This is a genomic window from Pseudomonas sp. CFBP 5748 (assembly GCF_053850495.1).
The window spans coordinates 41,674-55,141 of record NZ_JBSPTN010000018.1; the positions used below are offsets into that span (position 1 = coordinate 41,674).

The window sequence follows — 13,468 nt, forward strand, 5'->3', positions numbered from 1 at the left end:
GATCACCTGAATTTCAGTTGTCGCTGCCTTTGTTGTCGACGCGGTAGCCGAAGCTGAACCCCACGCCCTGGAACAGCACCACGTCGGCCAGTTGCCTGGCCAGTTCGCCGGCGCTGGCGAGTTTGGTCTTGGGCACGAAGAGCATGTCTTCGGGTTGCAGGTAGGCAATTTGCGACGCGTCACCGCTCAGGGCCTTTTCCACGTCGTAGTGGCGGGCTTCGACCTGGTTGCCGGTGCGGCGCATGATCACCACCGAGTCGAGCCGTGCCTTGACGTTCGTGCCCCGGGCCAATGTCAGGGCCTCGAGCACCGAGATCGGCCGGCGGATTGGGTACGACCCTGGCTGGGCCACTTCACCGAGGACGTAGATCTCGTTGCCAGCGGTGGACTTGAGCAGCACATCGACGGTCATGCGCCCCGGCAGCTTGGCGTAGCGTTCGTTGAGGAAGGTTTCCAGCTGATTGACGGTCATGCCTTGCAGCGGCACGGAACCGATTTCCGGGAAGCTCGCGTAACCATCCCTGCCCACGGTGATTTCCCGGCTCATGCCGGTGCCCGGGTGGGTCAAGGTGTTCCTCAGGTTCGTCTCGCCGGCCAGGGGGCTGGTTACCAGCACGGTCAACTGGTTGCGATTGGGCTGGAACAGCATTTTCTGGTCATAGGCACGCTGTACCGCCAGGCGGGCTTCGTCGGTGGTCAGGCCGGCGACTTTCACCGAGGTGTTGGCCCCCGGCAGTTCGATACTGCCGTCGGGCATCACCTGTTGCGTGCCGTTGAGCTGGCTGGCGGCGGTGAAGTTCAGGGCCACCTGGTCGCCTGGCTGCACCCGATAGGCCTGGGAGCCGGTGGTACTGATGTGAAAAATCACATCCAGCACGTCCTGGGGCCGCAGGGTCTGTTCGACCTTGGGCATGTCGGTGGCCTGGGCGTTGGCCGGCGCGGCCGTGAGGATCTGCACCGGCATCGAGCGGGTATCGGAGGTGCTGGAGCAACCGGCAAGCGGCAGCAACAGCAGGACAAGCATTCTGGCGTTCATCTCGTCATCCTTTTGCAGGCTTACAGGTTGTTGTAGAGCCACTTGGGCATGTAGTACTTGCGGCGGTTGAACACGCTGCCCACCACTTTCGCACCGGCCTGGGACAAGCGTTGGCGGGCGGCCTGGGCCACTTCCCAACGGGTGTCCTCACTGCGAACCACCAGCACTACGCCGTCCACCTGGGTACTCATGACCAGGGTGTCGCTGGCCGAATACACCGCGTCGGCGTCGATCACCACAAAGCGGTACTGCGCCGCCAGTTGCTTGAACAACGGGCGCAGTTGCTCGGGGTTCAGGCGTTCGGCATTGCGGCCCAGGCGGCCGTGGGGCAGCACGTCGAAGGGCAGGCTGGACGTCTGCACCACGCAGTCCTGCAACAAGGGGGGGGTGAGGCTGTTGAACAGCAGGTCGCTGAAGCCGCGCTCTTTGTGCAACGACAGTTGCTGGCTGAGGTTGTGCGGCGACTGGCTGGCGTCCACCAGCAACACGCGGCCACTGCTCATCTGCGCCAGTTGAGCGGCCAGTGCCATGGCGCTGGTGCTGGTTCCGGTACCGGTGTTGGCGGCCGTCAGAAGCAGGATCCGCAGGGATGGGTCGAGCACGGTCGAGGTCAGGTTGGTCTCGCTCGGGCTTGCTATGGTCAGGATATTCGTCGAACCGTCCATTTAACTCGCTCCGTGGCCGCTGAAAACTTTGAAGGGGGTAATCATCAGGATCTTCAAATCCAACAACAGGCTTTGTTCAGCGATGTAGCTGAGGTCCAATTCCACGCGCTGGTCGAAGTCGATATTGCTGCGCCCGGAGATCTGCCACAGGCCGGTCAGGCCGGGGTAAATGCTCAGGCGCACAAGATGGTTGTCCTTGTAGCGATAGGCGTTGAACGAGGTCGGCCGCGGGCCCACCAGGCGCATGTCGCCGGTCACCACATTGATCAGGTTCGGCAGTTCGTCGAGGCTGCTTCGTCGCAGGAACCGGCCGATGGGGGTGATGCGTGGATCGTTGTCGATCTTGAAGTCGATCGCGTCGACGCCGTGTTTGTTGAGGTGGCGCAGCGACTCCTTGAGGGCTTCGGCATCGGCGACCATGGTGCGGAACTTGTACATGCCGAAGACGCGGCCGCGATAGCCGGTGCGTTTCTGCACGAACAGCACGGGCCCCGGGCTGGAGAACTTGATCAGCAGTGCCAGGCCCAGCAGCAGCGGGCAGAGCAGCAGCAGAATCGCCAGTGCGCCGAGGCAGGCCACTACTCGATTGGTGCGCGAGACTGTCCAGGGTCGACCGCCGTCGCGACCGGTCAACCAGCCACGGCCTTGGCGGTGGATGGCGGCGTCCAGGCGCCTGCGGTGCTCGGGGTCGACGCGCTTGTCGCCCCCACGAGTGCTGACAGGGATGCCTTGTTCATGTCGGGTCATAAGCTCCTCCGCTTAAGTTCAGCCGCAAGCGGCGTGTGGGCGATAGGCAGTGCGTAGTAATCGAGAAACCAGTCGATGAAGCGTCCCAGGCCATCGTCCAGTTCAACGCGCGGCTGGAAACCGGTGGCCCGGGCCAGGTCGCTGGCATCGGCGCAGGTGTTGAGCACATCCCCCGGTTGCAGGGGCAGCAGTTCGATGCGGGCGGTTTGGCCCAGGTGCTTTTCCAACAGCGCCACATAGGTGCGCAGTGCCACCGGGTGCTGCCCGCCGATGTTGTAGATCCGCCAAGGTGCCGGGCTGGTGGCCGGGTCCGGTTGTTCGCGGTCCCAGTGCGGCGTTGCCTGGGGCGGGCGTTCGATCAGGCGGGCGATGCTCTCGATGATGTCGTCGATGTAGGTGAAGTCGCGCTGGTGCTCGCCGTGGTTGAACAGCTGCAACACACGACCCTCGGCGATGGCGCGGGCGAACTGGATCGGCGACATGTCCGGCCGGCCCCAAGGGCCATACACGGTAAAAAAACGCAGGCCGGTGCACGGGATGCCGAACAGATGGCTGTAACTGTGGGCCATCAATTCGTTGGCTTTTTTGCTTGCCGCGTACAGCGACAGCGGATGATCCACGTTGTCCTGGACCGAATAAGGCGTGCGCTGGTTGGCGCCGTACACGGAGCTTGAGGAGGCATAGATCAGGTGCTTGACCGGATGCCGGCGGCAGCTTTCCAGGATGTTCAGGAACCCTGTGAGGTTGCTGTCGACATAGGCCCGCGGATTTTCCAGGGAGTAGCGAACACCGGCCTGGGCGGCGAGGTGAATCACCACGTCGGGGCGGTGCAACTGGAACAGGGCATCGATCGCCGGCGCGTCGGTCAGGTCCACCCGCGCGAGGGGGAATTCACCCACCTGGTCCTTCACCCAGGCCACACGGTCGTGCTTGAGCTGCGGGTCGTAGTAGCCGTTGAAATTATCCAGGCCGCACACGCTATGGCCGTCGCGCAGCAGGCGCAGCACACAATGGGCGCCGATGAAGCCGGCCGCGCCGGTCACCAGGATATTCACGCTTGCGGCCCTTGCGCTGGCAGGGTGTGCCGCAGCCCGATGCCGCGATACAGCAGCCCGGCGGCGGCCAGGTGTTCGGGGTTGTACAGGTTGCGTCCATCGATGATGATCCGGGCGCGCAGCTTGCTGGCCAGCAGGTCGAAGTCCACCACGCGGAAATTTTTCCACTCGGTGCAGATCACCAATGCGTCGGCATCCTCCAGGGTGTCATCGCGGGTCGCGCACAGGTTCAGGTCTTTGCGATAGCCGTAGAGACGGCGGCATTCGGACATGGCTTCCGGGTCGTAGGCCTGGACCCGGGCGCCTTCGCGCCACAGCGCTTCCATCAGGTAACGGCTGGGCGCTTCGCGCATGTCATCGGTATTGGGTTTGAACGCCAAGCCCCAGATGGCAATCGACTTGCCGGCCAGGCCGTCGGGGAATTGCTTGGCCAGTTTCTCGAAAAGGATGTGGCGCTGGCTGTCATTGACGTCGGTGACACTGCGCAGCAGGCGCAGCGGCATGCCGCTCTGTTCGGCGGTGTGCAGCAGGGCGCGCAGGTCCTTGGGAAAGCACGAGCCACCGAAGCCGCAGCCAGGGTAGATGAAGTGATAACCGATGCGCGGGTCCGAGCCGATGCCTTTGCGCACCGCTTCGATGTCGGCGCCCAAGCGTTCGGTGAGGTTGGCCAGTTCGTTCATGAAACTGATGCGGGTGGCGAGCATGGCATTGGCGGCGTACTTGGTCAGTTCGGCGCTGCGGTTGTCCATGAACATCAGTTTTTCGTGGTTGCGGCAAAAGGGCGCGTAGAGCTCTGTCATCTGGTCGCGGGCCAGCGGGTCGGCGGTGCCGACGATGATCCGGTCCGGGCGCATGCAGTCGGCCAGGGCGCTGCCTTCCTTGAGAAATTCGGGATTGGAGACCACGCGCACGGCAAGCTTTTTCAGGCCCCGACGATCCAGGACCTGGCGCGCGCACTCGGCCACTTTGTCGGCCGTGCCTACCGGTACCGTGGACTTGATGATCAGGGTGCGATCGCTGTCCATGAAATCGGCGATTTGCCGGGTGACGCCCAGTACATGGCTGAGGTCGGCGGAGCCGTCTTCATCGGCGGGCGTGCCGACGGCGATGAAAATCAGTTCGCCATGGTTGACCGCATCGCTGGCTTGGGAACTGAACGACAAACGCCCGGCCTTGATGGTGTCTTCGAGCAACCCGGACAGCCCCGGCTCGCTAATGGTCGGTACCGCTTGTTGTAGCTGCCGGATCTTGTTTGGGTCGATGTCGATGCACAAGACCCGGTGTCCGACGTCGGCTAACGCAGCGGCCTGGATCAGCCCCACATACCCTGTACCAAATACGCTCACGTCCATTTTTGGCGTGCCTCGCAAACCGAATGATGTAACTCGGATGAAACTGTTTAGAGGGGTATAGCGCAGCTTCATAAAATCGTGTCAGCAAAATGACAGTTGTCAGTGTTGGCAAAACTAGAAAGAACCGGGCCTTTTGATATCAAGTCCTTGACTGACTTAGAAAAGTGCCGGTTTTAAAGGGCTATATGGACGTTTTAGAATGCGATGAACGGTCGTAATCCATAGTTTTTTCAGTTTTTTGTTAGGTAAAGGTGTCATTTTTGGGGTAACTTTTTTTTGACGCGTTCTTCGGGTGTCGCCTTTCTTGCGCTTTGAAAACCTGCTGCTAGTGTGCAGAAAGCGAACCCCTCCCTAACGTCGCGATAGCGTCGAGATCGACATGGCCCGATACCTCAAGGAACTGTTGCTGGTGCTGTACCTGGTGCGGGGGTACGCCGACTACCTTGACCGTGTAGGGGCGCTGGGTTTGGGTTTCGCCACGCTGTTGTACGGCGCGATGTTCGTGGTATTGGTGGTGGCTTTGTGGATGAGCGCGTACATCCGCCAAACCCTGGTGCGGCACCTGTTCGCGCTGGTGATGTTTGCTTCGGCGGTGTTTTTCGAGGTGTACGCCCGGGTCACCGACAGCTACCTGACCTACAGTCAGTTTGTGTCGCTGGTGTATTCCGGCGGCTTTATCCAGGAGGCGGTCTATCAGTACCGCGAGGTGATCATCAGTGCCGGGCTCGGTGGCCTGTTGTTACTGTTGGGCATCGGTCTCAAGCCTCGCCGTCGGCTGCCAGTGCCGGTTTATTTGCCCATCGCCGCGCCGTTGGTGGGCGTACTGTTGCTCAGCGGCGTGTTGTTCGTGCGGGCGGGTGAGGGCGCACGCGGGTTGCCGGTGATGTACACGCCGCTGGCCTATCTGAACCTGTTCACCTACGAGGCTCTGCACAACACGGTTGGCCCTCGTGAACCGGTGCGCATCGCGCGGCTAACTGCTGCCATCGAGCACGACATTGTACTGATCATCGATGAAAGCATTTCCGGCAACTACCTCGACATCAACACCCCGTTCGGCGTGTACACCGGCCTGAAGACGCCACCCATGGGCGTGGAAATTTTCAATTTCGGTTACGCGGCCTCCATCGCCAATTGCAGCGCCGACACGAATGTCACCCTGCGTTACGGCGGTACTCGCGACGATTACATCCGCATCAACAGTACCCTGCCGTCGATCTGGCAGTACGCCAAAAAGGCCGGGTTGCGTACCGTCTACATCGACGCTCAACGCACCGGTGGCAACCTGCAGAACCTGATGACTGATCTTGAGAAACAGGACATCGACGAATTCGTCCAATTCGACCAGGTCAGCGTGCGCGACCGTGACATGGCGGCGGCGGCGAAGTTGATCGAGCTGCTGGGCGACGACCGTGCCGAACTGGTGGTGATGAATAAGGTGGGCGCGCATTTTCCCGTACATGACAAATACCCCGACGACTTCATGAGCTACCGCCCGGCCTTGCCGCGAGGGCAGTTCCAGGAAGTGGCCGACACCGGCGAGCGCGACGGCTTCAATGGCCAGAAGGATGACTGGATGTTGTACCGCAACGCCTACCAGAACACGTTGCTGTGGAACGTCGGCGAGTTTTTCAAGCGAGTCTTCCAACAGGCCGATTTGAGTCGTGCGGTGTTGATCTACACCTCCGATCACGGCCAGGACCTGCATGAGCGCGGCAATCCGGGGCTCAACACCCATTGCGGCGGCGATCCGGTGGCGGAGGAAGGGCTCGTGCCGCTGGTGGTGATAGAGGGCGCGCAGTCGCACACGCTGGATTGGCGGCGTGCCTGGGCGCAGAACAAGGACCGCTCCAGCCACTACAACATCTTCCCGACACTGTTGCAGTTGATGGGCTACGAACCGACCGGGATTGAAGCCAATTATGGCAAGTCCCTGAGCCAGCCGACCGAAGACGCCTTCACCTTCAACTACCGCTTCAATGCACGGCTGGGGGCGATGCCCGAATGGAAACACATCGACCTGAACCACATCGTCACACCGGGGCCGACACAGGCACAGATGGCGGCGGGGCAGTGATCCCTGTGGGACCGGACTCGGCCTCCCACACGGATTCTCGGGCTTTCACAAATCTCCTCCCTCAGTTTTTTCCGGGTCGTACACAGATAATGCATGCGCCACAACTCCCCGTGGCTGCTATCTCGTCGTGGCGATTGGCCCGGGGTGGGCGGGGTCGTGCAGCAGTGAAAAGCCTCGGTCGCGTAGCGTGCGGCCAATGAAGCGTGAGCCCACATCATTCAAGTGTGCGTCATCGCGGTACAGCAACTGCCCGTCAATGATCGGGCTGCACAGCCCCGCCGGGCAGATCACTTGATTGGGGTCGATAAAGCGCACCTGGGTCAGCCGGGCGCGTATGCCTTCCCAGTAAGGCGCCGTGATATCCAGCGGTGCCGAGCATGGGCGATCGCTACCGAACATCAGGCGACGTACCGGGCAGGTCGCGGCCTTATCGATGTTCTGGTTGCTGAGAATCACAATGACCTGGCCAGTGTTGTCCGCCACGGCCTTGATACTTGCTTCGACAATCGCCCCGGCCGCCGTGTCCTTGGGCCAAGCCCCGGCCAATACGACGTAAGGATAGTGGTGTTGATTGATCAGCTCGAACACCCGTTTGTTGCGTCCCGCGCAACGGGCACCATACGCCGTCGATACCTCGGCGGTGTAGCCGAAGATCGGTGGGCAGGCATCCAGGGTGTAGTCCATCAGCCTGATGCCGTCGGGGGCGGCCAGGATGTCGACCATGCCGGTGAAGTGATTGGCGAACGAGTCGCCGACCATGATCCCGTCAAGTTGCTCCTTGCGCGCCCCGAGCCGGCACTTGGGATTGGGGTCGCTGCCGTAGCGCGCATTGGGCATGTGGCAGTCGCTGCGAAGCTTGTTCGGTTCCACCAGGGTCATGGCTTCCAGCGTCGACACTTCAGGCGCAAAGCGCTGCGGGAAGCCATTCAATTGCAGGCTCAACGCCGCCAACACGGCGAGCCCCAGGGTGGGAGTCATGAATCGCTGAGTGAGCACGCGGGAAAACGGCAACTGCACGCCGGAGCGTCGGAAGGGGATCTCGACATAACGCCAGGACCACCAGGACAGCGAAATCGACACCACCAACAGCGCTGTCCCTACGGTAAGCGTCATGGCGATGCCCAGGTAATTCAGGTAGGCAATCAACGGCCAATGCCAGAGATAAAGCGAATAGGAAATCAGGCCGATGAACACCATGGGCCGGTTGGTCAGCAGGCGGGAACGAACGCTACCGCTGCCGGCCAGAATCAGCAGTGCCGCGCCCAGGCAAGGCATCAGCGCATTGAGGCCTGGGAAAGGCGCGTCCGGGCTCAGGGCGAACAACGAAAAACCGATCAGCCCGGCCCCGACCAGAGCAGACCCCTGGGCCGCTCGCTGACCAAGCGAACATGGTCGATAGAGATAAATACCCAGCGCGCCGCCCAGCATCAATTCGAAAAAGCGCGTGGGCAGCAGATAGTAGGAGGCGGTGGCAAAGACGTTCGTGGCGTACTCGGAAAGCCCTATCGCCGCAACAATGCCAACCCCCAGCACGGCCAATACATAACGTGGCGCCAGCCGATACAGCGCCAGAATGAGCAGCGGCCAGATCACATAGAACTGTTCTTCGATACCCAGTGACCAGGTATGCAGCAACGGGGCTTCGCTGGCGTCCGCCGCGAAATAGTTTCCGTACTTCACCCAAATGTAGATGTTCGAGACGCCCAGCAGAGAGAGCAGCGCGCTGACGTTGAGTCGGGTCAGGTCGGCCGGGGAAAGAATGAAGGCCCCAGCGATCACGCTCGCCAGCGATACCGTCGCCAATGCGGGCACGATGCGGTTGATTCGCCGTTGGTAAAAACGCTTCAGTGAAAAGGTGTTCTGCCTGATCTCGGAAAACACCTGGGAGGTGATGAGAAAGCCCGAGATGACGAAGAAAATATCGACCCCGACGAACCCGCCTGGGAGCAGGCCGGGATTGAGGTGATGGATGAGCACGGCGATTACCGCAACAGCGCGAAGCCCGTCGATATCGAGGCGATACTGGGTGTGAGGCATGTCGGCGATCGTCCTTGAGAAGGAGGCAATCCAGGGTCGTCATATTTGTGACGATTACGCCGACAGCATTAAACGGCGGGTATTAGTTATTGATTGATAGCCGAAAATTTACCCGACACAAGTAAGTGGATCCAATAAGGTTGGGCAAGTGACAAACGGTAGGGGGCGGTTGCCCAGGTTCATCCCTTGGTGGGCCGGCACTTAACTCCGCTATCCTGAGCCTCACGTTTATCCATCGAGCCTTTTCATGCTTGAAGTGCGCGAAGTGTTTAAAAGCTACGTCACCCCCCAGGGCCCGTTGCCGGTGTTGCAAGGCATCGATCTCACGCTGGCCCCCGGCAGTAGCCTGGCGCTGATGGGGGAGTCCGGCAGCGGCAAGAGCACTTTGCTGCACTTGGTCGCCGGGCTGGACAAGGTCGATCGCGGCAGCATTCGCAGTGGCGAGTATCGGCTCGACGCAATGAGCGAAAGCCAGCTGGCGAACTGGCGACGCAGCGAAATCGGCCTGGTGTTCCAGCAGTTCAACCTCATCAGCAGCTTGCCGGTGGAGGATAATCTGGCTTTCCAGGCGCGCCTGTGTGGCCGCCATGACCCTGTCTGGCAGGCTCATCTGGTGCAGCGGCTCCGGCTCAAGGATTTGCTGCGGCGTTACCCGGAACAGCTTTCCGGTGGGCAGCAGCAACGGGTGGCGCTGGGCCGGGCGCTGGCCTCGCGACCGCCCCTGTTGCTCGCCGACGAACCCACCGGCAGCCTCGACGAAGCCACCAGCGACGAGGTGTTGCAACTGTTGCTGGAACTGTTGGATGGCAGCCCCACCAGCTTGCTGATGGTCACTCACAGCCCCCGGGTGGCGGCCCGTCTGGCCCGGCGCGTGGTCTTGCAGCGCGGCCGTCTGGCCCAGGTGGCCCAGGGGTGATGATTTTTCGCCAGACCCTCAAGGCGCTGCTCAGCCATTGGCGCCAGCATCCGGTGCAGTTTTTCAGCGTGTTGACCGGGCTCTGGCTCGCCACCAGTTTGCTCACCGGTGTGCAGGCGCTGAACAGTCAGGCCCGGGACAGCTACGCACGGGCCAGTCAGCTCATCGGCGGCGAACCCCAGGCCAGCCTCAGTGCGCCCGGCGGCGGCACCTTCCCTCAGCAATGGTTTGTCGATCTGCGGCGCCAGGGTTGGCCGGTGTCACCGGTGTTGCAGGCGCGAGTCATGCTCAAGGGCCACGAAGACCAGCGCCTGCAACTGATGGGCATTGACCCGGTATCGCTGCCTCCCGGGGCGGCGCTGGCGGGGCAGGCGCGGGAGATAACCGAACGGGTGGCGTTTTTCACGGACCCTGGCCACACCTGGGTCGCTGCGCAGACCTTGCAAGCCTTGGGGCTGGGGGAGGGCGACCGGCCTCGGACGGTGGATGGGCAATTGCTGCCGCCACTGCATGTCCAGGTGGACATGGCGCCGGGCATGCTGTTGATGGACATCGGTTTTGCCCAGCAGGTCCTCGGGTTGCCGGAGCAGCTGTCACGGCTGTTGCTGCCCACCACGTTCAGTGCGGCGTTACCGGAGGCGTTCAACGGTCGGCTGCAACTCAAGCACGCCGATGAAGAAAACAACCTGTCGCGCCTGACCGAAAGCTTTCACCTGAACCTCGACGCCCTGGGATTTCTATCCTTCGTGGTGGGACTGTTCATTGTCCACGCCGCCATCGGCCTGGCCCTGGAACAACGCCGCAGCCTGCTGCGAACCCTGCGGGCCTGTGGCGTCAGTGCGCGGGTGCTGATCACCAGCCTGGCCCTTGAGCTGGGCGCGCTGGCCTTGCTCGGAGGGATCGCCGGGGTGCTCAGCGGCTATTGGCTGGCGAGCCTGTTGTTGCCCGATGTCGCGGCGAGCCTGCGGGGTTTGTACGGCGCTGAAGTGGCCGGGCATCTGAATCTCAGCCCGTGGTGGTGGCTCAGCGGCGTCGGCCTGAGCCTGCTTGGTGCGCTGCTGGCCGGCGCCGACAGTTTGCTGCGCGCCGCGCGCCTGCCGTTGCTGGCGCTGGCCAATCCCCAGGCCTGGCATCAGGCCCATGCGCGATGGCTGCGGCGTCAGGGTTGGGTGGCGACATTCGCGGCGTTGATCGCCGTGTCGGCATTGATCTGGGGTGACAGCCTGGCCAGCGGTTTTGTCCTGATGACCACCTTGTTGCTGGGCGCGGCGCTGGCCTTGCCGGTGTTGCTCAATCGCGCGCTGAACCTGCTGTTGCGCCGCAGCCGTTCGGTACTTGGGCAGTGGTTTCTCGCCGATTGCCGCCAGCAACTGCCGACGCTGAGCCTGGCGCTGATGGCGTTGCTGCTGGCGCTGGCGGCGAACATCGGTGCCGGCAGCATGACCGCAGGCTTTCGCCAGACCTTCAGCAACTGGCTCGAACAACGACTGAGCGCCGAGCTGTACATCAATCCGCAAACCCCCGCCCAGGCGGGCGAGCTGCACGCCTGGCTCAAGCAGCAACCGGCGGTTACGGCGGTCGTTCCCATCTGGCAGGTATCGGTCCCGTTGCAGGGCTGGCCGACGGATATCCACGGCATCATCGATCATCCCCACTATCGCCAGCATTGGCCGCTGCTGGAGTCGGCCAGCGACAAGCCTTGGGAGCAACTCGCCGCTGCCGACACGCTGATGCTCAGTGAACAACTGGCCCGACGCCTCAAGGTGAGCATTGGCGATCAGTTGACCCTCCCGACGCCGCAGGGGCCGTGGGCGCTACGCGTCGTTGGGGTTTATGCCGACTACGGCAATCCCAAGGGCCATGTGCTGGTCAACGTTGATCACTTATTGGCGCACTGGCCGCAACTGACGCCAAACCGTTTCAACCTGCGCATCGAACCGTCCGCGATCCCGGCGCTGCTGACGGCGTTGCAAGGTCGGTTCAGCCTGGATGACAGCCGTATCGTCGATCAGGCCCGGCTCAAGGGCTGGTCGACCCAAGTGTTCGAGCGCACCTTTGCCGCCACCGCTGCCCTCAACAGTCTGACCCTGGCGGTGGCCGGAGTGGCGTTGTTCATCAGTCTCTTGACCCAGAGCCAGAGTCGCCTCGGCCAGTTGGCGCCACTGTGGGCGTTGGGGGTGACGCGACGGCAGTTGATGTTGCTCAACCTCGGCCAGACCTGGCTGCTGGCGCTATTGACCCTGATGCTGGCCTTGCCCCTGGGCATCGCCCTGGCCTGGTGCCTGGATGCGGTGATCAATGTGCAGGCCTTCGGCTGGCGCCTGCCGTTGCAGGTATTCCCGTTGCAACTGGCGCAGTTGCTGGCCTTGGCGATGCTCGCCACGCTACTGGCATCGGCCTGGCCGCTGTATGCGTTGTACCGCACGCAGCCGGCGGATTTGCTGAGAACCTTTGCCCATGAAGATTAAAGTCGGCCTGATGTTGCTGGTGTTGCTCAGCGGCTGCGGTGAACCGTTACCGGAGAAGGGCTTTGCCGGCCTGGGCGATCAGGCTGCCGCGTTCACGCCAGTGGTGCCGGGGCGGGTGTTCAGTTTCCCGGCTGACCACGGCATTCATGAGGGTTTTCGCATCGAGTGGTGGTACGTCACCGCCAATCTCAAGGATGCCCAGGGCCGCGATTTCGGTGTGCAATGGACGCTGTTTCGCAGCGCCTTGAACGCCGCGCCCCAGGCCAACGGCTGGCGCAACCAGACGATCTGGCTCGGTCACGCGGCGGTCACTTCTGCCGCCGTCCATCATGCCGCCGAGCGCTACGCTCGGGGTGGTGTGGGGCAGGCCGGGGTGCAGACGACACCCTTCGAGGCCTGGATCGACGACTGGCGCTTTGGCACTCAAGCGTCAGGCGCCGACCCTCTGGCGGATATGCAACTGACGGCCCGAGACCCGCGCTTCAGTTATGCGTTGCGGCTCACTTCGGCCCGCCCGCTGGTGTTGCAGGGGGATCAGGGTTTCAGCCAGAAATCCGAACAGGGTCAGGCGTCGTACTACTACAGCCAGCCGTTTTTCCAGGCCAGTGGCGAATTGGAAATTGACGGCCAGCGCTATCAGGTCAACGGTCCGGCCTGGCTTGACCGCGAGTGGAGCAGCCAGCCCCTGACGGCCAACCAGACTGGATGGGACTGGTTTTCCCTGCACCTGAACAGCGGTGAACACGTGATGCTCTATCGTATGCGCCACAAGGACGGAGCGCCGTACCTGACGGGCACCTGGATCGATCCCCAGGGCCGGGCGCAGACCCTGCACGCCGGGGAAATCAGCCTCGTGCCGCTGGACACCGCCAAGGTCGCCGGGCATTCGATGCCGGTGCGCTGGTCGCTGAAGATTCCCGGCAAGCAGCTCGACGTCACCACCCAGGCCTTGAACCCCAACGCCTGGATGAACCTGCGCATTCCCTATTGGGAGGGGCCGGTGCAACTGAGTGGCAGCCACGGCGGTAATGGCTACCTGGAAATGACCGGCTACTGATAATCGCCGGAACTCCCCGCGAACCTCGACCCTCATACTTTATGAATGCCTCGCTGGA

General features: G+C 62.3%; 10 protein-coding genes. 4 read left to right on the top strand and 6 right to left on the bottom strand.

The features are described 5' to 3' along the window. Window positions 1-13: 13 nt before the first annotated feature. From ACWNZ1_RS27245 to ACWNZ1_RS27265, 5 genes are read right to left on the bottom strand one after another with little or no spacing between them, the layout of a single operon-like run. Window positions 14-1,036: a polysaccharide biosynthesis/export family protein gene (locus tag ACWNZ1_RS27245; RefSeq protein ID WP_135846246.1), complete on the bottom strand. Its 1,023-nt coding sequence runs from the start codon at window positions 1,034-1,036 to the stop codon at window positions 14-16. A 20-nt stretch (window positions 1,037-1,056) separates the two neighbouring features. Beyond that, window positions 1,057-1,701 (bottom strand): CpsD/CapB family tyrosine-protein kinase, encoded by a 645-nt coding sequence (locus tag ACWNZ1_RS27250; RefSeq protein WP_135846245.1) that lies wholly within the window; start codon window positions 1,699-1,701, stop codon window positions 1,057-1,059. Next, window positions 1,702-2,448: a sugar transferase gene (locus ACWNZ1_RS27255; protein ID WP_135846244.1), complete on the bottom strand. Its 747-nt coding sequence runs from the start codon at window positions 2,446-2,448 to the stop codon at window positions 1,702-1,704. Next, a complete protein-coding gene (locus ACWNZ1_RS27260; protein WP_135846243.1) occupies window positions 2,445-3,503 on the bottom strand; it encodes an NAD-dependent epimerase in 1,059 nt (352 codons plus the stop codon). Before ACWNZ1_RS27260 ends, ACWNZ1_RS27255 begins: the two co-directional genes overlap by 4 nt. Next, window positions 3,500-4,855 carry a UDP-glucose dehydrogenase family protein gene (locus tag ACWNZ1_RS27265; protein WP_135846242.1) on the bottom strand — a complete coding sequence of 452 codons (1,356 nt, stop codon included), beginning with the start codon at window positions 4,853-4,855 and terminating at the stop codon, window positions 3,500-3,502. The genes ACWNZ1_RS27260 and ACWNZ1_RS27265 overlap by 4 nt, the downstream gene beginning before the upstream one ends. 379 nt (window positions 4,856-5,234) lie before the next feature. Between ACWNZ1_RS27265 and ACWNZ1_RS27270 the strand changes: the two genes are divergently transcribed. Further along, the gene (locus ACWNZ1_RS27270) at window positions 5,235-6,932 is read left to right on the top strand and encodes a sulfatase-like hydrolase/transferase (protein WP_456027986.1); all 1,698 of its coding nucleotides are present in this window, start codon (window positions 5,235-5,237) and stop codon (window positions 6,930-6,932) included. Window positions 6,933-7,049: 117 nt separating this feature from the next. On the opposite strand, the gene ACWNZ1_RS27275 is transcribed toward ACWNZ1_RS27270, so the two are convergent. Continuing rightward, on the bottom strand, window positions 7,050-8,969 hold the full coding sequence (locus ACWNZ1_RS27275) for an acyltransferase family protein (RefSeq protein ID WP_456027987.1): 1,920 nt from the start codon (window positions 8,967-8,969) through the stop codon (window positions 7,050-7,052). A 247-nt stretch (window positions 8,970-9,216) separates the two neighbouring features. On the opposite strand from ACWNZ1_RS27275, the gene ACWNZ1_RS27280 reads away from it, so the two are divergent. From ACWNZ1_RS27280 to ACWNZ1_RS27290, 3 genes are read left to right on the top strand one after another with little or no spacing between them, the layout of a single operon-like run. Further along, a complete protein-coding gene (locus ACWNZ1_RS27280) occupies window positions 9,217-9,885 on the top strand; it encodes an ABC transporter ATP-binding protein (protein WP_265072220.1) in 669 nt (222 codons plus the stop codon). After that, window positions 9,882-12,353, top strand: coding sequence for an ABC transporter permease (locus tag ACWNZ1_RS27285; RefSeq protein ID WP_456027988.1), 2,472 nt, complete (start codon window positions 9,882-9,884; stop codon window positions 12,351-12,353). Before ACWNZ1_RS27280 ends, ACWNZ1_RS27285 begins: the two co-directional genes overlap by 4 nt. Continuing rightward, entirely contained in the window at window positions 12,343-13,410 is a 1,068-nt protein-coding gene (locus ACWNZ1_RS27290) for a lipocalin-like domain-containing protein (RefSeq protein ID WP_256453445.1), read from the top strand. Before ACWNZ1_RS27285 ends, ACWNZ1_RS27290 begins: the two co-directional genes overlap by 11 nt. Window positions 13,411-13,468: the final 58 nt, after the last annotated feature.

Excerpts from the sequence above, each read along its gene's own strand:
- ACWNZ1_RS27245 (WP_135846246.1), bottom strand. The coding sequence starts at position 1,036 with ATGAACGCCAGAATGCTTGTCCTGCTGTTGCTGCCGCTTGCCGGTTGC.
- ACWNZ1_RS27250 (WP_135846245.1), bottom strand. The coding sequence starts at position 1,701 with ATGGACGGTTCGACGAATATCCTGACCATAGCAAGCCCGAGCGAGACC.
- ACWNZ1_RS27255 (WP_135846244.1), bottom strand. The coding sequence starts at position 2,448 with ATGACCCGACATGAACAAGGCATCCCTGTCAGCACTCGTGGGGGCGAC.
- ACWNZ1_RS27265 (WP_135846242.1), bottom strand. The coding sequence starts at position 4,855 with ATGGACGTGAGCGTATTTGGTACAGGGTATGTGGGGCTGATCCAGGCC.
- ACWNZ1_RS27270 (WP_456027986.1), top strand. The coding sequence starts at position 5,235 with ATGGCCCGATACCTCAAGGAACTGTTGCTGGTGCTGTACCTGGTGCGG.
- ACWNZ1_RS27275 (WP_456027987.1), bottom strand. The coding sequence starts at position 8,969 with ATGCCTCACACCCAGTATCGCCTCGATATCGACGGGCTTCGCGCTGTT.
- ACWNZ1_RS27280 (WP_265072220.1), top strand. The coding sequence starts at position 9,217 with ATGCTTGAAGTGCGCGAAGTGTTTAAAAGCTACGTCACCCCCCAGGGC.
- ACWNZ1_RS27290 (WP_256453445.1), top strand. The coding sequence starts at position 12,343 with ATGAAGATTAAAGTCGGCCTGATGTTGCTGGTGTTGCTCAGCGGCTGC.